General features: G+C 63.7%; 20 protein-coding genes and 1 tRNA gene. 11 read left to right on the top strand and 10 right to left on the bottom strand.

Annotation, left to right across the window (positions count from 1 at the left end; genetic code table 11):
• Positions 1-91: 91 nt before the first annotated feature.
• Complete coding sequence (locus AZSI13_RS10970; protein ID WP_109041200.1) at positions 92-433, top strand: YkgJ family cysteine cluster protein; 342 nt, start codon at positions 92-94, stop codon at positions 431-433.
• A gap of 280 nt (positions 434-713) precedes the next feature.
• Here AZSI13_RS10970 and AZSI13_RS10965 read toward each other — a convergent pair whose 3' ends face one another.
• The 4 genes from AZSI13_RS10965 to AZSI13_RS10950 are packed head-to-tail and all read right to left on the bottom strand — an operon-like array spanning position 714 to position 4,343.
• Positions 714-1,853, bottom strand: coding sequence for an ABC transporter permease (locus AZSI13_RS10965; protein WP_109041199.1), 1,140 nt, complete (start codon positions 1,851-1,853; stop codon positions 714-716).
• A 3-nt stretch (positions 1,854-1,856) separates the two neighbouring features.
• Positions 1,857-2,798, bottom strand: a complete 942-nt coding sequence (locus AZSI13_RS10960) for an ABC transporter ATP-binding protein (protein WP_109041198.1) — start codon at positions 2,796-2,798, stop codon at positions 1,857-1,859.
• A 1-nt stretch (position 2,799) separates the two neighbouring features.
• Positions 2,800-3,804, bottom strand: a complete 1,005-nt coding sequence (locus AZSI13_RS10955; RefSeq protein ID WP_109041197.1) for an HlyD family secretion protein — start codon at positions 3,802-3,804, stop codon at positions 2,800-2,802.
• The gene (locus tag AZSI13_RS10950; protein WP_109041196.1) at positions 3,801-4,343 is read right to left on the bottom strand and encodes a TetR/AcrR family transcriptional regulator; all 543 of its coding nucleotides are present in this window, start codon (positions 4,341-4,343) and stop codon (positions 3,801-3,803) included. Before AZSI13_RS10950 ends, AZSI13_RS10955 begins: the two co-directional genes overlap by 4 nt.
• A gap of 181 nt (positions 4,344-4,524) precedes the next feature.
• On the opposite strand from AZSI13_RS10950, the gene AZSI13_RS10945 reads away from it, so the two are divergent.
• A complete protein-coding gene (locus AZSI13_RS10945) occupies positions 4,525-4,743 on the top strand; it encodes an RNA-binding S4 domain-containing protein (RefSeq protein ID WP_109041195.1) in 219 nt (72 codons plus the stop codon).
• Between the two features lie 128 nt (positions 4,744-4,871).
• On the opposite strand, the gene AZSI13_RS10940 is transcribed toward AZSI13_RS10945, so the two are convergent.
• From AZSI13_RS10940 to hpnC, 4 genes are all read right to left on the bottom strand, one after another.
• Positions 4,872-6,257, bottom strand: a complete 1,386-nt coding sequence (locus AZSI13_RS10940; protein WP_133247307.1) for an EAL and HDOD domain-containing protein — start codon at positions 6,255-6,257, stop codon at positions 4,872-4,874.
• Between the two features lie 327 nt (positions 6,258-6,584).
• Positions 6,585-7,919, bottom strand: coding sequence for a hydroxysqualene dehydroxylase HpnE (hpnE, locus tag AZSI13_RS10935; RefSeq protein ID WP_109041193.1), 1,335 nt, complete (start codon positions 7,917-7,919; stop codon positions 6,585-6,587).
• Positions 7,904-8,737, bottom strand: a complete 834-nt coding sequence (gene hpnD, locus AZSI13_RS10930; RefSeq protein ID WP_109041192.1) for a presqualene diphosphate synthase HpnD — start codon at positions 8,735-8,737, stop codon at positions 7,904-7,906. Before hpnD ends, hpnE begins: the two co-directional genes overlap by 16 nt.
• 11 nt (positions 8,738-8,748) lie before the next feature.
• Complete coding sequence (hpnC, locus tag AZSI13_RS10925) at positions 8,749-9,576, bottom strand: squalene synthase HpnC (protein ID WP_109041191.1); 828 nt, start codon at positions 9,574-9,576, stop codon at positions 8,749-8,751.
• 116 nt (positions 9,577-9,692) lie between these two features.
• Here hpnC and AZSI13_RS10920 point away from each other — a divergent pair.
• A tRNA-Leu gene (locus AZSI13_RS10920) sits at positions 9,693-9,777 on the top strand.
• A gap of 227 nt (positions 9,778-10,004) precedes the next feature.
• Here AZSI13_RS10920 and AZSI13_RS10915 read toward each other — a convergent pair.
• Both AZSI13_RS10915 and AZSI13_RS10910 read right to left on the bottom strand, forming a co-directional pair.
• The gene (locus tag AZSI13_RS10915; RefSeq protein WP_109041190.1) at positions 10,005-11,009 is read right to left on the bottom strand and encodes a CoA ester lyase; all 1,005 of its coding nucleotides are present in this window, start codon (positions 11,007-11,009) and stop codon (positions 10,005-10,007) included.
• A gap of 68 nt (positions 11,010-11,077) precedes the next feature.
• Positions 11,078-12,064 carry a malate dehydrogenase gene (locus AZSI13_RS10910; protein WP_109041189.1) on the bottom strand — a complete coding sequence of 329 codons (987 nt, stop codon included), beginning with the start codon at positions 12,062-12,064 and terminating at the stop codon, positions 11,078-11,080.
• A gap of 188 nt (positions 12,065-12,252) precedes the next feature.
• Between AZSI13_RS10910 and AZSI13_RS10905 the strand changes: the two genes are divergently transcribed.
• The 8 genes from AZSI13_RS10905 to AZSI13_RS10870 all read left to right on the top strand — a co-directional run bounded on the left by AZSI13_RS10905 (position 12,253) and on the right by AZSI13_RS10870 (position 20,949).
• On the top strand, positions 12,253-12,993 hold the full coding sequence (locus AZSI13_RS10905; protein WP_109041188.1) for a GntR family transcriptional regulator: 741 nt from the start codon (positions 12,253-12,255) through the stop codon (positions 12,991-12,993).
• A 131-nt stretch (positions 12,994-13,124) separates the two neighbouring features.
• On the top strand, positions 13,125-13,517 hold the full coding sequence (gene sdhC / locus AZSI13_RS10900) for a succinate dehydrogenase, cytochrome b556 subunit (RefSeq protein WP_109041486.1): 393 nt from the start codon (positions 13,125-13,127) through the stop codon (positions 13,515-13,517).
• Positions 13,511-13,858 carry a succinate dehydrogenase, hydrophobic membrane anchor protein gene (gene sdhD, locus AZSI13_RS10895; protein WP_109041187.1) on the top strand — a complete coding sequence of 116 codons (348 nt, stop codon included), beginning with the start codon at positions 13,511-13,513 and terminating at the stop codon, positions 13,856-13,858. Before sdhC ends, sdhD begins: the two co-directional genes overlap by 7 nt.
• A 3-nt stretch (positions 13,859-13,861) precedes the next feature.
• Entirely contained in the window at positions 13,862-15,655 is a 1,794-nt protein-coding gene (gene sdhA / locus AZSI13_RS10890; RefSeq protein ID WP_109041186.1) for a succinate dehydrogenase flavoprotein subunit, read from the top strand.
• A gap of 21 nt (positions 15,656-15,676) precedes the next feature.
• Positions 15,677-16,396 carry a succinate dehydrogenase iron-sulfur subunit gene (locus tag AZSI13_RS10885; protein WP_109041185.1) on the top strand — a complete coding sequence of 240 codons (720 nt, stop codon included), beginning with the start codon at positions 15,677-15,679 and terminating at the stop codon, positions 16,394-16,396.
• Positions 16,396-16,638, top strand: coding sequence for a succinate dehydrogenase assembly factor 2 (locus tag AZSI13_RS10880; protein WP_109041184.1), 243 nt, complete (start codon positions 16,396-16,398; stop codon positions 16,636-16,638). The genes AZSI13_RS10885 and AZSI13_RS10880 overlap by 1 nt, the downstream gene beginning before the upstream one ends.
• Positions 16,639-16,719: 81 nt before the next feature.
• Entirely contained in the window at positions 16,720-18,015 is a 1,296-nt protein-coding gene (gene gltA, locus AZSI13_RS10875; RefSeq protein ID WP_109041183.1) for a citrate synthase, read from the top strand.
• Positions 18,016-18,126: 111 nt separating this feature from the next.
• On the top strand, positions 18,127-20,949 hold the full coding sequence (locus AZSI13_RS10870; RefSeq protein ID WP_109041182.1) for a 2-oxoglutarate dehydrogenase E1 component: 2,823 nt from the start codon (positions 18,127-18,129) through the stop codon (positions 20,947-20,949).

Below are 20,949 nucleotides of genomic sequence, written 5' to 3'. Positions count from 1 at the left end.
GAAAATGGCGCCCGTACGGTCCGCTTTGGCCGCCGATTCTTGCGCGGCTTGGCCGCTCCCGCCGGCGCATTTTTCTCCCGGGTTTTTTACGATGATTTGCCAGTCCTGTGGCGCCTGCTGCGCCGCCTATCGCGTCGATTTCCACCCTGCCGAACTGGAAGGGGGCGCCTTTGCCTGGGAGGGCGGCATACCGGCGGCCCTGACGGTGCCGGTGACAGCCCAGCTGGTGCGGATGCAGGGGACGGATACCGGCTCACCCCGCTGCATTGCCCTGGCGGGGGAAATCGGCGTGGCAGTGCATTGCACCCGCTACGCCCAGCGGCCCTCGCCCTGCCGGGAATTCAATCCCCTGGCGGAACTGGGCATTGCCGACGGGGCCTGCGCCCGAGCCCGCCAGCGCCATGGCCTGGCCCCCCTGCCACAGACGGAATAGGGCGGGACAAGTTCCCCGGCATCGCCATTCCAGCAGCCATTCCCACGGTCATTTCAGCAACTATTTCGGTCGCCATTTCGGCAACAACTCCCGGCAGGCTCGCTTGTGGGTGCTCCTGCCCGGCCTTTTGAATTTCCGCTAAAAATGGATTGCCCGCAGAGGCAATAGGGACGCCATTCTTCCTCCCCCATGCCGGGAGATGCAGCAGGGGCGCGGAGTTTCAGTGATGCCCGCGCCCAGCCTGCCTCTCCGGCCGATTGTGGCAGTGCTTGTCTCGGCTTCAGTCCAGGGTACGGCGGAAAGTCTTCAGGCCCAGGGCCAGCACCGCCGCCATGAAGGCCAGGATGGGCCAGACCTGGGGCCACAGCATGTCCAGGCCGTTACCCTTGAGCAGGATGCCCCGCACCAGGATGAGGAAGTGGGTGAGGGGCAGCACATTGCCCACCACCTGGGCCCATTCCGGCATGCCGCGGAAGGGGAACATGAAGCCCGAGAGCAGCATGGAGGGCAGGAAGAAAAAGAAGGTCATCTGCATGGCCTGCAGCTGATTGCGGGCGATGGAGCTGAAGGTGATGCCGAGGGTGAGGTTGGCGCAGATGAAGAGCAGCACCACGGCGTAAAGCAGGATCAGGCTGCCGTGCATGGGCACGTCGAAAATGAAGCGGGCTGCCAGCAGGATCAGGGTTACCTGGATCAGGCCGATGAGGATGTAGGGCACGATCTTGCCCGTCATCACCTCCAGGGGCGTGGCCGGAGTGGCCAGCAGGTTCTCGAAGGTGCCCCGCTCCCGCTCCCGGGTCATGGCCAGGCCGGTCATCAGCACCATGGTCATGGTCAGGATGACGCCTAGGAGGCCCGGCACCACGTTGTAGGAGGTGAGCCCCTCGGCGTTGTAGCGGCGGTGCACCCGCAGCTCCACCGGCGGCGCAACGGGCTTTTCCAGCCCCGGCAGGTCGGGGGCGAAGACTTCCATGCCCAGCTTGTTGAGCACCGAAATGGCGCCGCCGGCGGCCATGGGGTCGGTGGCGTCCGCCTCCACCAGCAGTGTCGGTGCCTTGCCCCGCACCAGGTCGCGGTGGAAGCCTGGCGGGAAGGTGACGACGAATTGCACCTGGCTGCGATCCAGCAGGTCGCTGGCCTCTTTTTCGTCCACGCTGCCGACGATGCGGAAGTAATCGCTGTTCTGCATCGCCGCCACGTAGGCTCGGGCGAAGGGGCCTGGGTCGGCCATGACCACGGCGGTGGGCAGGTGCTTGGGGTCGGAGTTGATGGCGAAGCCGAAGAGCAGCAGCTGGATGATGGGGATGCCGACGATCATGCCGAAGGTCAGCCGGTCCCGCTTCAGCTGAATGAATTCCTTGATGAGAATGCCGAGCCAGCGGGAGAGGGAGAAGGTCTTGGGGAAAAACGGGCGGGCCATGGTCTAGTTCCCCAAAGGGTCGTCGCTGTGCTGCATGAGGTGGATGAAGGCATCTTCCAGGGAGGCAGGCACGGCGGTGATCTTCACCTTGTTATCCCGGAGTTTGGCTTCCAGACTGGCTTGCAGCAGGGGGCCATCGCGCCCGCTGACGTGCAGGGCGGCACCGAAACTGGCCACCAGATCCACTCCGGGCAACTGGCGCAGGCGCTCGGCCAGGGGACCCAGATGATTGTGGCCGTCGCCGCTGATTTCCCAGGTGTGCAGGCCCTGGCCGGCCACTACTTCATCCGCCGTGCCCGAGGCCAGCAGGTTGCCGTAGGCGATGTAGGCCAGGCGGTGGCAGCGCTCGGCTTCGTCCATGTAGTGGGTGGAGACCAGCACCGTGATGCCGGCGGCGGAGAGGTGGTGGATTTCTTCCCAGAAATCGCGCCGGGCCTTGGGGTCCACCCCGGCGGTAGGCTCGTCCAGGAGCAATAGCCGGGGCCGGTGCAGCAGGCAGGAGGCCAGGGCCAGGCGCTGCTTCCAGCCGCCGGATAGGGTGCCGGCCAGCTGGTGGCGGCGTCCGGTCAGGCCCAGCTCCTCTAGCGCCTGATCCACTGCGGCGCGGCGATTGTCCATGCCGAACATGCGGGCGACGAAATCCAGGTTTTCAGCGATGGTGAGGTCGTCCCACAGGGAAAACTTCTGGGTCATGTAGCCCACCTGGCGCTTGATGGCGGCGCTCTCGGTCAGCACGTCCAGGCCCAGGCAGGTGCCCTGGCCGCTGTCCGGCGTCAGCAGGCCGCACAGCATGCGGATGGAAGTGGTCTTGCCGCTGCCGTTGGGGCCGAGGAAACCGAAAATTTCCCCCTGTCGCACCTGTAACGCCAGGTCCTTCACCACATGCTTGTCGCCGAAGTGCTTGTTGATGCCGGTGACGTCGATGACCAGAGGGGCGGCCTCCATCTCAGTGCTCCGCCAGACGCACGTCTACCGGCAGACCGGGGCGCAGGCGGGCGGCCTGTTCCGGGACCGGGGCGGCTTCGACGCGGAAGACCAGCTTTTCCCGGCTGCCCCGGCTGTAGATCACCGGCGGCGTGTATTCGGCCTGGGGGGCGATGAAGTCGATGGTGGCGCGGATGGGCGTGGTGCAGCCGTCACAGCCAGCCTCCACCTCCTGCCCGGGCTGCAGGCCGGCCAGAGCCGTCTCCGGCACATAGAAGCGCAGCCGGCGCCGGTTGTCGGGCAGCAGGCTGGCCACTGGCGCACCGGCGGGCACCCATTCGCCGGGGCGGTAGTAGGTGTCAGCCACTTCGCCGGCGGCGGGGGCAGTGACGGCCTTTCTTTCCACTACCCAGCGCTTCTGCGCGGCCAGGGCGGCGGCGGCCTGCAAGTCGGCCTCGGCGCCCTTCACTTCGGCCTGGCGGCCCAGGGTACTGCGGTAGCTGAGCAGTTGCTGGCGGGCCGCTTCCTCCTGGGCCACAGCCTGGTCGTAGGCGCTCTGGGCTTCGTCCAGGCGGGCCTGGGCGACAAAGTTCTGCCGGGCGAGGGCCTGCTGCTGTTGCAGGCGGGTGTGGGCCAGGCGGCGATTGGCCTGGGCGGCTTGCAGATTGGCTTGCAGGGCGGCGACCTCCGGTGCCCGGCGCGGTTCCTTGAGGTTCTCTGCCTTTTCCTTGGCTGAATCCGCCCGGGCTTCCGCCTCGGCCAGGGCCTGGGCATCGGGATCGGCGGCCACGGCGAAGATGGCCTGGCCCGCCGTTACCCGGCGGCCCCGGGGGGCATCCAGGCTTTTCAGGTAGCCGGCCTGGGGGGCGGCGAGGTAGACGAATTCCCCTTCCACGTAGCCGGCGTAGGTGGCTGGGGTGCCCTGGCCGCAAGCGCTCAGCAGCAAGGCGGCGAGGAGGCCGGAGAGCAGGGCGGGGAAGGTGTGGGAAGCAGGGGGGAAAGTGGGGTGGGGCGTGGTGGTTTTCATGGGGTGTTTCTCCCGTCGGGGTGGGGCAGCAGGGCCAGCAGCTGTTGCAGGCCCTTTTCCAGTTCGGCTTCGGAGACGGCGCTCTGGCGCCCCAGGTGCATCACCGCCAGGCCCACCACGGCGGCGTGGAAGACCAGCACCTGGGTCTGGTCCAGGCGGTAGTTCAGGTGGGTAAGCAGCAGGGCGATGGATTGGCGCACGTGATCCACCAGCCGGCCCACCGCTTCCCGCAGGGCCGGCTCCTGGTCTGCGGCGGAGATGAGGCCCAGCAGCATGCGCACCCGGGGCAGAAAGCGCATGGCGCCGGCCAGGGCCTGCACCGGGTCGCCGCCCGCAGCGCCGAGCTGGCGGCTGAGGGCCTGGTCCACGGAGTGCTCGGCGATGGCCAGCAACAGTTCATCCCGGGTGGGGAAGTAGTAGGTGAGGTGGCTCTGGCTGACGCCGGCGGCTTTGGCGATGCGGGGCTGGGTGAGGGCGGCCAGGCCCTGCTCGTGCAGCAGGGTGAGGCCGGCATCCAGCAGGCGTTCCTTGACGCTCATGGAGGCGTTCCCATCAGGAGGGAAGAAGTGATTTTGGTAAATCTACCAATATTTTGGTAGTAGTACCAAATTATTTTTTCCCCATGGTCTGGAGGGGCCGGGCCGAGTCTGGGAAAATGGCGTCCTTCGTTTCCGACAGCGGCTTGCGCTGCCGGGCGTCCTATTTTCTGAAGGAATTTCCATGGCCATGGTCTTTGCCGTACGCGGCGACTACATCCAGCTCGATCAACTGCTCAAGGCCGCCAGCCTGGTGTCTTCCGGGGGCGAGGCCCACATCCTGGTGGATCAGGGCCAGGTCAAGGTGGATGGCCAGGTGGAGAGCCGCAAACGGGCGAAGCTGCGGCCGGGCCAGCGGGTCGAGTGCGGTGGCGAAACCATCACCCTGACCGCCGAGGAATGACTCTTCTCGACCACCGGGGCCGGCGTAGGGCCGGGCTGCCAGGCCGGTACGAAGGTATGCCGGGGAAGCGATAAAACAAAAGGGCCGGAAGTTTCCGGCCCTTTTTGCTGGGTGATGGTGACGGTGGTTTAGAGGTCGGCGGTGGAATTGCCCAGGGCTTCTTCGGCCCAGGCCAGGGCCATCAGGCTGGTCGGGGTGAGGCTGGCCGGGTCGATGCCCAGGCTCAGGGCCAGGTCGGCGGCCTGTTCGGCGCGGCCCCGCTCCACCGCCAGGGCCAGTTGCAGGAAGCGGGCGTAGGGGCCTTCGCTGCGCAGCAGGACGGTATTCACGTCTTCCGCCAGGTTGATTAGTTCGAGTACCTTGCTCAGGGGCATGTTGAGCAGTACGTCGAAGAGGGAGAGCAGGCCTACCAGGAACAGCTCGTCGCATTCTTTTTTCTCCAGTACGCCGTCGGCCACCGTCTCCATGAAGCGAGCCCGGGTCATGGCGACTTCCAACAGCGCTTCGTCCCGGTCCCGGGGCGTGCCCACCCGGAACATGGCTACGGTCAGCCAGCGGTAGAGCCGCTGCCGGCCCAGTACCATGATGGCCTGCTCCAGGCTGGCGACGGGGGCGGCCAGGCCGGCGGCCGGGGAGTTGGCCAGGGCCAGCACCTTGAGGGCGATGCCCGGGTCTTTCTTGGCGACGTTGCCCAGGTCCGCCAGATCGGCTTCGGCCCGGATGAGGTTGAGCATTTCCATCAGCACGACGCGGGAATTATCCAGCTGGCCTTCCGGCTCTTCGCTGTCGGCCAGGGTGGAGAAGGGGCCCAGGCAATAATCGAAGTTCCAGGAGCCGCACATGCGGCGCTCCGGCCAGGTGGGTACGTCGTCGGCAGCCAGCAGCAGCTGGGGGGAGGCCTGTTTGAGGGTGCGGGCGAGGCGCTGGAACTGGGGCAGCTCGTAATCGTTGAGACTGAGGATGGCCAAGTCGGCGAGGCCGAGCAGGGCGGCGTGCTCCGGTGCGGCGGTAAGACCCCGCAGGCCGGTGCGGGCACCAGCGGCGCGTATCTTTTCCAGCAGGGGGCGCCACTCGGCGGGTGACAGCTGTTCCTGGTTGAGGTCTACCAGAAAGATGCTGCCAGGAGCGGCCAGGGGCACGTGGGCATTGGCCATCAAGGCGCGGGCGCTGATGGGCACCAGGGCCTGGCGGCGGCGGGCGAAGTCCGCCACGTCCACATCCGCCAGGGCTTGGAGAAAGGCCGCTTCATCGGCACCGGCACTGCGAGTGAAACGGTAGCCGGAGAGGCGGTTGCGGGCGTCGAGCATTTCTTCCCGACGCAACAGGCTCTCGGCAGCCTGGCGCAAGCGTTCGGCGGTGGAGGGCGTGTTCTGGGGCGCGGTGGCGACCAGAGCTTCCAGGGGCAGGGGTTGCAGCGAGGGAGTATTGCCGCCGCGCAGGCGGTTGAATAGTTTGCCGAAGACCATGGGGCTGGGGAGGATCGGGGGATCGGGTTGTTTTTGGAGTTGGGTCAATTTTACGCCGGTCGCTATTTCTCGTCCGTGAGAAAGATTGTGTTTGGGATTAATTGGATTTATCCACCATCAGCGGGGAAAGCTCTGTGGAGAGCCTGGGGATAAGCGTGGCAAGCCTTTGCTGGCGCGGGGTTTTTTGCTGTTGCTGAAAAAATGGGCAATCCCTCGTCAGAAGGTTGGCCAGGGGGAGGAAGGCGTGAAGTCATGTGAATAAATGAGGTTTATCCACCATCGACGGGCACAAGTCTGTGGAAAAGCAGTGGGTAAAGCGCCTAACTGACCGGCCCGGCAGGGCTTTTCCGGCTTGCTGAAAAAATGGGCGCCGGCTCAGCAGGAGGCTTGGGCAGCGGTGCTGTCGAGCAGCAGGCGAGCGGCGTTCTGGCCGCTGCGCACAGCGCCTTCCAGGGTGGCGGGATAGTCGCCTGCCGTGTAGTCCCCCGCGAGCCACAGGCCGGGCAGGGCGGTGGCGTTGGCCGGACGATCCAGATGGGGCAGGCAGGCGAAGGTGGCCCGGGCCTCCCGCACCATGCGTTGCCAGCGGGGTGGCGGCAGGGGCTGGCCCAGGGCGGCTTCCAGCTCCCCGTGCAGGGCCTGGGCCAGGGCTTCGGGCGTCAGGGCTTCCCAGGGGCCGTGGGCGCTGAGGACACAGGCCAGAAGGCCCGGGTGGCCATCCAGCGGGCCCCGGTCGAAGACCCATTGGCCCACCGGGCCGGCCAGGCCGAGCAGGGGGAAAGGCAGGGCCACCTCCGGCGGGTAGGCAAGATAGACCGTGGCGATGGGCTCGTAGGCGAAGGCCCCCAACTGTCGTTGTAGGGAGGCCAGGGCCGGCACGTCGGGCAGCAGCGCAGCGGCATGCTGGGGGCCGGTGGCCAGTATTACCTGGTCGAACGTTTCGTGCCGGGGCCCCTCCGGCCCTTCCCAATGCACGTGCCAGCCAGGGCCGGCGGGAAGCAGGGTGCGAATCCGGGTGGACAGGTGAAGTGTCTGCTCCCGGCCAGCCAGCCAGGCGAGCGCGGGCTCGGGGACCAGGTCGCCCAGATGGCAGGTCGGCAGCAGCATGTCGGTGGCGCTGCGGGGGCCGCCCAGGCTGTCCCGCAGCACATTGGCGAAGACCTGGGCAGAGGCGGCGCTGGCCGGGGTGTTGAGGGCCGCCAGGCAGAGGGGTTCCCAGAGCAGGCGAATCAGGCCGGGGCCCTGGCGATGGTGTTGCAGCAGCTGGCTTACCGTGCAGTCCTCGGGAAGCCGGTAGGCACGGGCCTTCAGGGCTTCCATGAAGCGGACGGCGGCCAGCTTTTCCATGAGGCCGATCCCCCGGGCCGTCAGCAGCCCCCAGGCCAGGTGCAGGGGCGCGGGCAGGCGCGGCAGGCGGAGGCTGAAGTGGGGCGGGGTGAGCAGGGAGAGGGGCGCGCGCCGCAGGCGATCCTGGCTGCCGATGCGGGCCATCAGGGCCTGGGTGGCGCTGTAGGCACCGATCAGCAGGTGGGGGCCGTTATCCAGGGTGAGGCCCTGGAGGTCGATGCAGCGGGCCCGGCCGCCGGGCTGGCGGGCGGATTCGAAGAGGCTGACCCGGGCACCGCCGACGGTCAGATCCACTGCGGCGGCCAGGCCGGCCCAGCCGGCGCCGACCACCGCCACCCGGGGCCGGCTCAGCCCTTCAGCCATGCCTTGAGGGCCAGCCAGAGCTTACGTCCCGGGGGTAGGGAAATGCGGTGGGTGAGCACCAGGCCCGGGTCTTCGGCGATTTCCTCGAGCAGGCTGCGGTAGATGGCGGCCATCACCAGACCGGGTTTCTGGGTCTTGCGGTCGGCTGCCGGCAGGGCGGCGAAGGCCTGGTCGTAGAAGTGGCGGGCCCGCTCGATCTGGAACTGCATGAGGGCGGCGAAGGCCTCGCTCGGGCGGCTGTTGAGGATGTCCGCAGCCGGCACGTTGAAACGCTGCAGCTCTTCCATGGGCAGGTAGATGCGGCCCCGGCGGGCGTCTTCGCCCACGTCGCGGATGATGTTGGTGAGCTGGAAGGCCATGCCCAGGTCGTGGGCGTATTTGCGGGTGCTCCGCTCCGTCATGCCGAAAATTTCGGCGGAGAGCAGCCCCACCACGCTGGCCACCCGGTAGCAGTAGAGCTGCAGGGATTTGAAGTCGGCGTAGCGGGCCTGGGTCAGGTCCATCTCCATGCCGTCGATGATTTCCAGCAACAGTTCCTGGTCCAGGGGTATGGTCTTGATTACGTCGGCCAGAGCCTGGGCCACCGGGTGCTGCGGCGTGCCGGTGAAAATCCGCTCCACTTCCTGGCGCCACCAGGCCAGCTTGATGGCGGCTACCTGAGGGTCTTCCACCTCGTCCACAATGTCATCCACTTCCCGGCAGAAGGCGTAGAGCGCCGTCATGGCCCGCTTTTTTGGCGCCGGCAGGAAGGTGAAGCTGATGGTAAAGGAGGAGCCGCTGGCGGCGGCCTTTTGCTGGCAGTAGTCGTGGGGATTCATGGGCTCGGATTCTAGCGGGAGGCCGGGCGGCGGAACAGGGCGGCACGCAGCAGCAGCAGGGGCCAGTCGGGGCCGCCGAGTCGTGGGCGGTGGCGGAAGATGTCGCCCTGGGCCTGGTCGATCTTTTCCAGGATGCGCAAGCCGCCCTGGACGGTGAGGCGGATTTCCCAGCCGAAGCGGCCCGGCAGGTCCAGGGCCAGATCGGCACCGGCCTGCATGAGGGCTCGGGTGCGTTCTACCTGGAAGGCCATCAGGGAGCGCCAGGCGTCGTTGCATTCTGCGCCGGCAATGGTGCTTTCGCTGACACCGAAGCGTTGCAGGTCTTCCTGGGGCAGGTAGACCCGCTGCTTTTCCCAGTCGATGGCCACGTCCTGCCAGAAATTGATCAGCTGCAGGGCAGTGCAGATGGCGTCGGAGCGGGCCAGGTTGGCCGGGCTGGCGACTTCGAAGAGGTGCAGCATGATGCGCCCCACGGGGTTGGCGGAGCGGGCGCAGTAATCCAGCAGGCTGGGGTAGTCGGCGTAGCGCTTTACCGTGACGTCCTGGGCGAAGGCGGAGAGCAGGTCCCGGAAGGGCTGCAAGGGCAGGTCGTGGGCGACGATGAGGGGCGCCAGATCCTGGAAGAGCGGGGTTTCCGGTGTGGTGCCGTCGGCAATGTGATCCAGTTCCTGCTGGTAGGCCGCCAGGCCGGCGAGGCGGGTGGCGTCATTGGCATCGCCTTCGTCGGCGATGTCGTCGGCGCTACGGGCGAAACGGTAGATGACCTCCACCGGCCGGCGCAGATGGGCGGGCAGGAGCAGGGAGGCCACCGGGAAGTTTTCGTAATGATCGACGGGCATGGCAGAGAGCCGGCGAGTCCGGCCTGCTTGTTGTTCTGGGTCGGCAGGGCGGGGCCGACTGGCCGCCGCAGCGAGGCTGACAGTATAGGGGTAAGTCGGTTAGAATTGCGGCCCGCGCGAGAGTGGCGGAATTGGTAGACGCACTGGATTTAGGTTCCAGCGCCGCAAGGCGTGGGGGTTCGAGTCCCTTCTCTCGCACCATTGCCGGCTTGCAGCATGGCGCTGCAAGCAACGGCAAGTGGGTTGGTCAGTTGGACTGCTGGGATTGCTTCAGGAAGGCCGCGATATTCGCCCTTGGGCGTATCGCGGCTTTTCTTTTTCTACGTCCGGAAAATTTTGTCGTTGCCTATTTCGGACGCTGATGGGGAGCCGGCTTGCCGCCGGGTTGTCGGCAGATTGCCGGACTGCTTGCTGGCCCGGTGTTCTTGTCAGGCGTTGAAAAAACGCTGGGCGGCAGCCGGCGGCAGGTCCATGCCAGTGGCCTGGGCCCGTTGCAGCAGCTCCCAGTAGTAGCGATAGGAGGCCCGGTCATGGAGTCGGCCGGCATGCTGGATGGGGCCCCAGTCCTTATCCTGGGCGGCGGTGAGGATATCAGCGGCTTCCTGCACCTCGGAGAAGTCGGGGCGCATGGCCTCGACAATGGGCATGATCTGGTTGGGGTGGATGCTCCACATGCGCAGGTAGCCGAATTCCCGGCGGGCCCGCTGGGCATCGCCGGCGGCCACAGCGGTGTCTTTGATTTCGGTGGTGACGTTGTGGGCGGGTACCACGCCGTTGGCCAGGGCGGCGGCGGCGATGTCGGCCTTGGCCCGGGCCACCAGGGGGTGGTCGAACTGGCCGGGGCTCTTCATGGCGCTACCGGGGATGGCACCGTGGTGGCCGGAGACGAAGTCCATGAGGCCAAAGTCCAGGCTCTCCACCCCGGGCAGGGCGGCGATTTCCCAGGCTTCCTTGAGGGCGCCGTGGGTCTCAATCAGCACGTGGACCGGAATGGGTTTGCTGATGCGGCACTGGGCTTCGATTTCGCGCAGGGCCTCGATCTGGCTGCGGGCATCGTCGGCGGAGCGAACCTTGGGGATGGTCAGGAAGGCCAGGCGCTGGCCGGCGTGATAAACCAGGATTTCCAGATCCTTGCGCCAGTGGGGGTGGGTGATGTCATGGATACGGGCGCCGACCCGGCCAAAGCGGTTTTCCGGACTGTTGATGATGGCTGCGGCCATCTCTGCGTGTTCTGCTTCTGCCCCGGCATGGGCGCCATCTTCGCAGTCGCAGGTGACATCAAAGACCGCCTGACCGTTGTGGGCCAGTTCGTCTTGCAGTTGCAGGGCCTTTTTCATCAGCTTTTCCGAACCGGCATAGTGATCCACCACGGGCAGGACGGGAAAGGGCTTTTCGCCGGCGAAGAGGACGTCGTTGGGATGACGCAGGGTCATGGCAAAGCTCCAAAGAAAAAGGCCGCGGCATTTTACCGCGGCCTTTCCAGCAAGTGGCTTGCTGTTGCTTACAGCATGGAAGCGACGGCAGCGCGCTCTTCTTCCAGTTCGGCCAGGGTGGCGTTCATCTTGCCACGGCTGTACTCGTCGATCTCCAGACCCTGGATGATCTTGTAGCCGCCGTTCTTGCACTCGCAGGGGAAGCCGTACACGACGCCTTCGGGGATGCCGTAGGAACCGTCGGAGGGCACGCCCATGGTGACCCATTCGTCGGAACCCAGGACCCAGTCACGCACGTGGTCGATGGCAGCGTTGGCAGCGGAAGCGGCGGAGGACAGGCCGCGGGCTTCGATGATGGCGGCGCCGCGCTTGCCCACGGTGGGCAGGAATACGTCGTTGTTCCACACAGCGTCGTTCACCAGAGCCTTGACGTTGTCGCCGTTGGAGGTGGCGAAACGGTAGTCGGCGTACATGGTGGGGGAGTGGTTGCCCCACACGACCAGCTGCTTCAGGGAAGACACGGGACGGCCGGTCTTGGCAGCCAGCTGGGACAGGGCGCGGTTGTGGTCCAGACGCAGCATGCCGTGGTAGTTGTTGGGATTGGTGCGGCCAACCTTCTTGGCGGCGGAAGCGGCGATGTAGGCGTTGGTGTTGCAGGGGTTGCCCACCACCAGAACCTTGACGTCTTCCTTGGCGTTTTCAGCGATGGCCTTGCCCTGAACGGTGAAGATGGCACCGTTGGCGGTCAGCAGGTCAGCACGTTCCATACCCTTGGTGCGGGGACGGGCGCCCACCAGCAGGCAGACGTCGGCGTCCTTGAAGGCCACGTTGGGATCGTCGGTGGCCACCATGCCGGCCAGCAGCGGGAAGGCACAGTCTTCCAGTTCCATCATGACGCCCTTGACGGCCTGCTGGGCTTGCGGCAGATCGAGCAGCTGCAGAATGACGGGCTGGTCTTTGCCGAGCATTTCGCCGGAGGCGATGCGGAAGAGCAGGCTGTAGCCGATCTGGCCGGCGGCGCCGGTAACGGCTACGCGCATGGGGGCTTTGGACATGGTGCGACTCCTGTGAGTACAGTCGTTGAACAAAATTCGTGAAAACGTAGCTGGCGCAGGCTCTTCGCGCCAAGCTTCGGAATAGTATGCCCTCGTTTCCAGGGTGTCAATGTTGCAACTTATGTCTTATATAAGATGTAAGTATTAGAATAGACTATTCAATGTTTTTATGCTGAAATAACCAAATCATGACGCGTCAAGCCACGTCCTCATCCCCGACCTTCAGTCCCCTGTATCGCCAGATCAAGGAACTGATGATGCGTAGTCTTGAGGCCTCCGAGTGGGGGCCGGGGGACGCGATTCCCAGTGAATCCGAGTTGGCGTTGCGCTTTGGCGTCAGCCAGGGCACGGTGCGCAAGGCCATCGACGAGATGGCGGCCGAGAATCTGCTGGTGCGCCGCCAGGGCAAGGGGACCTTTGTCGCCACCCATGACGATCCCCGTTCCTTCTATCGTTTCCTCCGTCTCGTGCCCAACGAGGGCGGTCTGCAGCATTCCCATAGCGAACCCATCGAATGCTGGCGCGCCAAGGCCGGGCAGGATGTGGCGCGTACCCTTGGCCTTGAGCCCGGTGCGCCGATTACCATCGTGCGCCGTCTGCTGGGCTTTGATGCTGAGCCGGTCGTGCTGGACGAAATTTATCTGCCCAGCGACCTCTTTCCCGACCTGTCCATGGAAATCCTCAAGGGCAGCGACCAGTCCCTCTACAGCATGTTCGAGTCGCGCTATGGCGTGCGCATGATCCGCGCCGAAGAGCGCATTCGCGCCGTTGCCGCGGACAAGAGTAATGCCGATCTGCTGCGGGTTCCTGAGGGGAGTCCGTTGCTGCTGGTGGAGCGGGTGGCTTTTACCTACGGCAATAAGCCGGTGGAATGGCGACGCGGTTTTTATTCCACCCAGAAACACCACTATCTGAACGAACTTGGTTAATAGAGAAGGGGAGGGGAACGGCGGAAAATCCGAAACAAAGGCAGGTTGAAAACAACTATAATCTATGACTTTTATAAGGGTGCGGTGACTTTTTTGTCGCCGTTTCGCAACAAGCAAGAGGGATGATGTTCATGGCAGAACTCAGCATCAAGAAGAAGCGTCCGAAAAATCTGGACCTCACTACGATTCGACTGCCCCTACCGGGTATTCTTTCCATCCTCCACCGAGTCAGCGGCGCCGGTCTTTTCCTGTGCCTGCCCCTGCTGCTGTGGCTGTTCCAAAGCAGTCTGGCTACGCCCGAGTCGTTTGCCACCTTCAAGGCTGTCGCAGCCCATCCTCTGGTCAAGATTCTCCTGCTGGGTCTGCTGTGGGCTTTCTGTCACCACTTCTGTGCCGGTATCCGTTACCTGTTCCTGGATGTGCACATGGGCGTTGATCTCGAATCCGCTCGTCTGACCAGCAAGATCGTCTTTGCCGTCAGCATTGCGCTGACCGTCATCCTGGGAGTTGCCCTGCTATGGTAAATCGCATCGTTGTCGGCGCCCATTACGGCCTCAAGGACTGGATTGCCCAGCGCGCCACGGCCGTCATCATGGCCGTCTATTCCGTCATTCTGTTGGCAGCTGTTGGTGCCCTCGGTCCCAACACTTTCGAAGCCTGGCGCGGCCTGTTTGCCAACGGCTTCATGAAGTTCATTACCTTCCTGTTTTTCATCTCCCTGTTCTACCACGCCTGGATCGGCGTGCGTGACATCTGGATGGACTACGTCAAGCCCACCGGCATTCGCCTGGTGCTGCATGTCCTGACCATTTTCGTGCTCGTCGGCTACGCCGGCTGGGCCGCTCAGATTCTGTGGAGACTGTAAGTAATGACTATCCCCGTGCATAAATATGATGTGGTGATCGTGGGCGCCGGCGGTGCCGGTCTGCGCGCTGCTCTGCAGGTTGCTGAAGCCGGTCTGAAGACCGCCGTGCTGTCCAAGGTTTTCCCCACCCGTTCCCATACCGTTGCTGCCCAGGGCGGCGTGGCCGCCTCCCTTGGCAACGTCACCGAGGACAACTGGCATTGGCACATGTACGACACCGTCAAGGGTTCCGACTGGCTCGGCGACCAGGACGCCATCGAATTCATGGTCAAGAAGGCCAACGAAGTGGTCGTGGAACTGGAACACTTCGGCATGCCCTTCGATCGTCTGGACAGCGGCAAGATCTACCAGCGCCCCTTCGGCGGCCACTCCCAGAACTACGGCGAGAAGCCGGTGAACCGTTCCTGTGCCGCAGCTGACCGTACCGGTCACGCCATGCTGCACGCCATGTACCAGCGCAACGTCAAGGCCAACACTCAGTTCTTCGTGGAATGGATGGCTCTGGACCTGATCCGTGACGAAGACGGCGACGTACTGGGCGTGACCGCCATGGAAATGGAAACCGGCGAAGTCCACATCTTCCACGCCAAGGCCACCATTTTCGCCACCGGCGGTGCCGGCCGTATTTACTACTCTTCCACCAACGCCTTCATCAACACCGGTGACGGCGTGGGTATGGCTGCTCGTGCCGGCATCCCCCTGGAAGACATGGAGTTCTGGCAATTCCACCCCACCGGCGTGGCCGGTGCCGGCGTGCTGATCACTGAAGGCGTGCGCGGCGAAGGCGGCATTCTGCGTAACGCTTCCGGCGAGCGTTTCATGGAACGTTACGCACCCAACCTGAAGGATCTGGCCTCCCGCGACGTGGTGTCCCGTTCCATGGTGACCGAAATCAACGAAGGTCGCGGTTGCGGTCCCGACAAGGATCACGTGCTGCTGGACATCACCCACCTGTCCCCCGAGACCATCATGAAGCGCCTGCCCGGCATTCGTGAAATCTCGATCCAGTTCGCCGGTGTGGACCCCATCAAGGCCCCGATCCCCGTGGTGCCGACCTGCCACTACCAGATGGGCGGTATTCCGACCAACTACAAGGGTCAGGTCATCGTGCCGAAGGGCGACGAGAAGTCCGTTCCCGTGGGTGGCTTCTACGCCGCCGGCGAATGTGCCTGCGCTTCCGTGCATGGCGCCAACCGCCTGGGCACCAACTCCCTGCTGGATTTGCTGGTCTTCGGCAAGTCCTCCGGCGAGACCGTGGTCGAGGATCTGAAGAATAATCCCCGCGCCCACAAGCCCCTGCCTGCCAACGCCGCCGACGTTTCCCTGGCCCGTATCGCCCGTCTGGACAACCAGAAGGGTGGCGAGAACGTCCATGAAGTCCGTCTGGCCATGCAGCGCACCATGCAGAAGCATGCCGGCGTGTTCCGCTTCAATGACCTGCTCAAGGCTGGCGTCGAAGAGATCAAGAAGGTCGCCGAGCGTGCCAAGACCACCGAGATCAACGACAAGTCCAAGGTCTGGAACACGGCTCGTACCGAAGCCCTGGAACTGGACAACCTGATCGAAGTGGCCAAGGCCACCATGATCTCCGCCGAAGCCCGCAAGGAATCCCGCGGTGCCCACGTGCGCGACGACGCTCTGGATACCGCCGAGACCCCGGCCGGCCGCGACGACAAGAACTGGCTCAAGCACACCCTGTGGTACTCCGAAGGCAACCGCCTGGACTACAAGCCTGTGAATCTGCAGCCCATGTCTGCCGATGTCGAGTCCATCGCCCTCGCCAAGCGGACCTACTAAGGCCAGGAAGGAATTACGCAAATGAGCGCCAATACCAAACGTACCGTTCAATTCAAGATCTATCGCTACGATCCGGATAAGGACAACGCACCGTACATGCAGGACATCTCCGTCGAACTGGAACAGTCCGACAAGAAGCTGCTGGATGCCTTGGTGCGCCTCAAGGTCAAGGATGATTCCCTGGCTTTCCGCCGTTCCTGCCGCGAAGGCGTGTGCGGTTCCGACGCCATGAACGTCAATGGCAAGAACCGTCTGGCCTGCCTGACCGAAGTCGATGAGCTGCCCCAGCCCATCGTGCTGCGTCCGCTGCCCGGCCTGCCCGTGATCCGCGACCTGATCGTGGACATGACCCAGTTCTTCAAGCAGTACCACTCCATCAAGCCGTACCTGATCAACAATGATCCGGCACCCGAGCGCGAGCGCCTCCAGTCTCCTGAAGAGCGCGAAGAGCTGAACGGCTTGTACGAGTGCATCCTCTGCGCCTGCTGCTCCACCTCCTGCCCGTCCTTCTGGTGGAACCCCGACAAGTTCGTCGGCCCCGCAGGCCTGCTGGCTGCTTACCGTTTCATCGCCGATACGCGTGACCAGGCTACCAATGAGCGTCTGGACAACCTGGAAGACCCGTATCGTCTGTTCCGCTGCCATACCATCATGAATTGCGTTGATGTCTGTCCGAAGGGCCTGAATCCCACCAAGGCTATCGGCAAGATCAAGGAAATGATGGTCCGGCGTGCGGTTTAATGGAACGCGCTGAATATGAGCGCCTTCGCTGGCGCTGCATCCGCCGCGGCCTCCTTGAGCTGGACCTGAAGCTGACCCGGTTCCTGGATCAGGAATTCGAGAAGCTGACGGATGAGGAGGTTGAAGCTTTCAAGCGAATGGCGGATATGGACGACCTGGAATGCTGGAAGCTGATTGTCAGCGACCAGGTCCCGTCCGACCCGCACGAGGCTGCTGTACTGGCCAAAGTGCGTAAGTGCTGAGTAAGGAAGGGGCGCCACCATGGCGCCTCGTCCTGCGCTGATAAAAGTAGTGATGACAACCACCACCACAGGGGCTGCAAAATGAGCGAACGCAAGGCTACTCTCAATATCGAAGGCCAAGGGCCGGTCGATTTTCCGATCATGTCTCCCACCCACGGCAACGACTGTATTGACATTCGTACCCTGGGCGGCAAAACCGGGCTCTTCACCTACGATTCCGGCTTCCTGTCCACTGCCAGCTGCAAATCCAAGATCACCTTCATCGATGGCGACAAGGGCGAACTGCTGTACCGCGGCTTCCCCATCGAGCAACTGGCCGAGAACTGCAACTTCCTTGAGGTTGCCTATCTGCTGAAGAACGGCGAACTGCCCAACGCTTCCCAGAAGACCGCTTTCGAAGACACCATCAAGAATCACACCATGGTGCACGAACAGCTGGCCAAGTTCTTTAGCGGCTTCCGCCGCGACGCTCACCCCATGGCCGTGATGGTTGGCGTGGTGGGTGCCCTGTCCGCCTTCTACCATGAAGCCATGGACTTCTCCGATGCGGAGCACCGCAACATCAGCTTCAACCGCATCATCGCCAAGATGCCCACCATCGTTGCCATGGCCTACAAGTACACGACCGGCCAGCCGTTCATGTACCCGCGCAACGACCTCGATTACACCGCCAACTTCATGCACATGATGTTCGGCACCCCCTGCGAGACCTACAAGCCGAACCCCGTGCTGGTCCGCGCCCTGGACATCATCTTCACCCTGCACGCCGACCACGAGCAGAACGCCTCCACCTCCACCGTGCGTCTGGCCGGCTCCTCCGGTGCCAACCCCTTCGCCTGCATCTCCGCCGGTATCGCCTGCCTGTGGGGTCCTGCCCACGGTGGTGCAAATGAAGCCTGCCTGCAGATGCTGGAAGAAATCGGTGACGTCTCCCGCGTTGGCGAATACATCGCCCGTGCCAAGGACAAGAACGATTCCTTCAAGCTGATGGGCTTCGGCCACCGCGTGTACAAGAACTTCGACCCCCGCGCCAAGCTGATGCGCAAGGTGTGCAACGACGTTCTGAAGGAACTGGGCCTGGAAAACGATCGCCTGTTCAAGCTGGCCATGGAACTGGAAAAGATCGCCCTGGAAGATCCGTACTTCGTCGAGAAGAAGCTCTACCCGAACGTGGACTTCTACTCCGGCATCGTGCAGAAGGCCCTGGGTATCCCCACCTCCATGTTCACCTGCATCTTCGCCCTGGCCCGTACCGTGGGCTGGATGACCCAGTGGGAAGAGATGATCACCGATCCCGAGTACAAGATCGGCCGTCCCCGCCAGCTCTACATCGGTGCCGCCAAGCGCGACGTCGTGCCGCTGGCCAATCGGAAGTAAGACGGGAAAAGGGGCGGCTTGGCCGCCCTTTTTTCCATGGTCGACGGCAAGGCGGCGACTAGCGTTAGAGACAAACGTTCCAACAATAAAACCACACCACAGGTGATTGCCATGATGATGCAAAACTTCGGCACCTCCTACCTCTTCGGCGGCAATGCCCCGTTCGTGGAGGAGCTGTACGAAAACTATCTCGATAACCCGGCCTCCGTCCCTGACGAATGGCGCGAATACTTCGACAAGCTGGCCCAGCAGCCCGGTGCTGCCGCCCGTGATGTCCCCCACTTCCCGGTCATCGCCGCCTTTGCCGAACAGGGCAAGCGCGGTCCGGTGCGTACCGTGGTGGCTGCCGGCGACGACAAGAAGCAGGTCGCCGTACTGCAGCTGATCAACGCCTACCGCTTCCTGGGCAACCGCTGGGCCAACCTGGATCCGCTGAAGCGCCAGGAACGTCCGGAAATCCATGAGCTGGAGCCGTCCTTCTACGGTTTCACGCCCGCCGACATGAACGAGCCCTTCAATACCGGCTCTTTCCAAATGGGTTCCGAGCGCGCGCCCCTGGGGCAGATTGTTGAAGCCCTGAAGGAAACCTACTGCGGTTCCATCGGCGTCGAATACATGTACATGAGCGACATCGCTCAGAAGCGCTGGCTGCAGGAACGCCTGGAGCCCACCCGCGGCAACGGCAACTACACCCCCGAGCGCAAGAAGCGCCTGCTGGATCGCCTGACCGTAGCCGAGACCCTGGAACGTTACCTGCACACCCGCTATGTGGGTCAGAAGCGCTTCTCCCTGGAAGGCGGCGAGTCCCTCATCGTTTCCATGGACGAAGTGATTCGCACCGGTGCTGCCACCGGCGTTCAGGAAATCGTCATCGGTATGGCCCACCGCGGCCGTCTGAATGTGCTGGTGAACACCCTGGGCAAGGCGCCCAAGATGCTGTTCGACGAGTTCGAAGGCAAGAAGGCCCAAGACCTGTCCTCCGGCGACGTGAAGTACCACATGGGCTTCTCCTCCGACGTGGCCACCGAAAACGGTCCGGTGCACCTGACCCTGGCTTTCAACCCCTCTCACCTGGAAATCGTGAATCCGGTGGTGGAAGGCTCCGTCTATGCCCGCCAGGCCCGTCGTGGCGGTGATGCTGCCGCCAAGGCCCAGATCCTGCCCGTCCTGATCCACGGCGATGCCGCCGTTGCCGGTCAGGGTGTGAACCAGGAAATGCTGAACTTCTCCCAGACCCGTGGCTACGGTACCGGCGGTACGGTGCACATCGTGGTGAACAACCAGATCGGCTTCACCACCTCCGATCCCCGCGACTACCGTTCTTCCCTGTACTGCTCCGATATCTTCAAGATGGTCGAAGCCCCGATCTTCCACGTCAATGGCGACGATCCCGAAGCCGTGGCCCTGGTGACCCAGCTGGCCCTGGAATTCCGCCAGACCTTCAAGAAGGACGTGGTTATCGACATCATCTGCTTCCGCAAGCTCGGTCACAACGAGCAGGACGAGCCGATGGTGACCCAGCCCCTGATGTACAAGAAGATCCAGGCCCACCCCGGTACCCGCAAGAAGTACGCGGACAAGCTGGTGGCCCAGGGTGTTCTGCCGGCCGAAGGCCCGGATCAGATCATCAAGGACTTCCGTGCCGCCCTGGACCAGGGCAAGCTGCTGTCCGACCCCGTGCTCTCCAACTACAAGCGTCAGCACGCCAACGACTGGGCGCCCTACACCAACAAGAAGTACACCGAGCTCGGCAACACCAAGGTGCCGAAGAAGGAACTGCAGCGTCTGGCCAAGCGCCTGACCGCCATTCCCGAAAACTTCACCATGCACTCCCGCGTCAAGAAGATCATCGAAGACCGGGCCCAGATGGGTGAAGGCAAGCTGCCGGTGGACTGGGGCATGGCCGAGAACCTGGCCTACGCCACCCTGCTGGCTCAGGGCTACGGTGTGCGCCTCTCCGGTGAAGACGTGGGCCGCGGTACCTTCTTCCACCGTCATGGCGTGCTGCACGACCAGAACCGTGAAAAGTGGGATGCGGGTTCCTACATCCCCCTGGCCAACCTGCAGGAAGACCAGGGCAAGTTCCAGAGCTTCGACTCCGTGCTGTCCGAAGAGGCCGTGCTGGCCTTCGAATACGGCTACGCTACCGCCGAGCCCAACGAACTGGTGGTGTGGGAAGGCCAGTTCGGTGACTTCGCCAACGGTGCTCAGGTGGTGATCGACCAGTTCCTCTGCTCCGGCGAAGCCAAGTGGGGCCGTGCCTGCGGTCTGACCATGCTGCTGCCCCATGGCTACGAAGGTCAGGGTCCGGAGCACTCCTCCGCCCGTCTGGAACGCTACATGCAGCTTTCCGCCGAGTTCAACTGGGAAGTCTGCTACCCCTCCAACGCCGCCCAGATCTTCCACCTGTTGCGTCGTCAGATGGTGCGCAAGCAGCGTAAGCCCCTGGTGGTGATGACGCCCAAGTCCCTGCTGCGTAACCCGGCCGCTTCCTGCGCCCTGGAAGACCTGGCCAACGGCACCTTCCAGACCATCATCGGTGAAACCGACAAGCTGGATCCGAAGAAGGTGACCCGCGTCATCGCCTGCGCCGGCAAGGTCTATTACGACCTGATGGCAGGCCGTGCCGAGCGCAAGCTGCAGAACGTTGCCATCCTGCGCGTGGAGCAGCTCTATCCGTTCGATGACAAGCGCTTCGACGAAGAACTGTCCAAGTTCCCCAACGCCAAGGAACTGGTGTGGTGCCAGGAAGAGCCCCTGAATCAGGGTGCCTGGTACGCCAAGGCCCACCGCCTGCAGGAAGCCCTCAAGAAGGGGCAGACCCTGCATGTGGTGGCCCGTCCCGCCGCTGCCGCTCCGGCAGTGGGCTATCTGGCCAAGCACACCGAGCAACAGAAGACCCTGATCGAGCAAGCCCTGGGCAAACTGAACTAA

Origin of the sequence: Azospira sp. I13, from assembly GCF_003112695.1 — a bacterium.
GTDB lineage: Bacteria > Pseudomonadota > Gammaproteobacteria > Burkholderiales > Rhodocyclaceae > Azospira.
The sequence above is the reverse complement of the archived record's forward strand: the minus strand, read 5'-3'. Positions and strand labels throughout refer to the sequence as shown.

Bases quoted from the DNA above. Each gene is read 5' to 3' on its own strand.
- sdhA (WP_109041186.1), top strand. From the start codon at position 13,862: ATGACTATCCCCGTGCATAAATATGATGTGGTGATCGTGGGCGCCGGC.
- AZSI13_RS10870 (WP_109041182.1), top strand. From the start codon at position 18,127: ATGATGATGCAAAACTTCGGCACCTCCTACCTCTTCGGCGGCAATGCC.
- hpnC (WP_109041191.1), bottom strand. From the start codon at position 9,576: ATGCCCGTCGATCATTACGAAAACTTCCCGGTGGCCTCCCTGCTCCTG.
- AZSI13_RS10960 (WP_109041198.1), bottom strand. From the start codon at position 2,798: ATGGAGGCCGCCCCTCTGGTCATCGACGTCACCGGCATCAACAAGCAC.
- gltA (WP_109041183.1), top strand. From the start codon at position 16,720: ATGAGCGAACGCAAGGCTACTCTCAATATCGAAGGCCAAGGGCCGGTC.
- AZSI13_RS10910 (WP_109041189.1), bottom strand. From the start codon at position 12,064: ATGTCCAAAGCCCCCATGCGCGTAGCCGTTACCGGCGCCGCCGGCCAG.
- sdhC (WP_109041486.1), top strand. From the start codon at position 13,125: ATGGCAGAACTCAGCATCAAGAAGAAGCGTCCGAAAAATCTGGACCTC.
- AZSI13_RS10880 (WP_109041184.1), top strand. From the start codon at position 16,396: ATGGAACGCGCTGAATATGAGCGCCTTCGCTGGCGCTGCATCCGCCGC.
- AZSI13_RS10945 (WP_109041195.1), top strand. From the start codon at position 4,525: ATGGCCATGGTCTTTGCCGTACGCGGCGACTACATCCAGCTCGATCAA.
- hpnD (WP_109041192.1), bottom strand. From the start codon at position 8,737: ATGAATCCCCACGACTACTGCCAGCAAAAGGCCGCCGCCAGCGGCTCC.
- AZSI13_RS10955 (WP_109041197.1), bottom strand. From the start codon at position 3,804: ATGAAAACCACCACGCCCCACCCCACTTTCCCCCCTGCTTCCCACACC.
- AZSI13_RS10950 (WP_109041196.1), bottom strand. From the start codon at position 4,343: ATGAGCGTCAAGGAACGCCTGCTGGATGCCGGCCTCACCCTGCTGCAC.
- sdhD (WP_109041187.1), top strand. From the start codon at position 13,511: ATGGTAAATCGCATCGTTGTCGGCGCCCATTACGGCCTCAAGGACTGG.
- AZSI13_RS10965 (WP_109041199.1), bottom strand. From the start codon at position 1,853: ATGGCCCGCCCGTTTTTCCCCAAGACCTTCTCCCTCTCCCGCTGGCTC.
- AZSI13_RS10915 (WP_109041190.1), bottom strand. From the start codon at position 11,009: ATGACCCTGCGTCATCCCAACGACGTCCTCTTCGCCGGCGAAAAGCCC.
- AZSI13_RS10885 (WP_109041185.1), top strand. From the start codon at position 15,677: ATGAGCGCCAATACCAAACGTACCGTTCAATTCAAGATCTATCGCTAC.
- hpnE (WP_109041193.1), bottom strand. From the start codon at position 7,919: ATGGCTGAAGGGCTGAGCCGGCCCCGGGTGGCGGTGGTCGGCGCCGGC.
- AZSI13_RS10970 (WP_109041200.1), top strand. From the start codon at position 92: ATGATTTGCCAGTCCTGTGGCGCCTGCTGCGCCGCCTATCGCGTCGAT.
- AZSI13_RS10905 (WP_109041188.1), top strand. From the start codon at position 12,253: ATGACGCGTCAAGCCACGTCCTCATCCCCGACCTTCAGTCCCCTGTAT.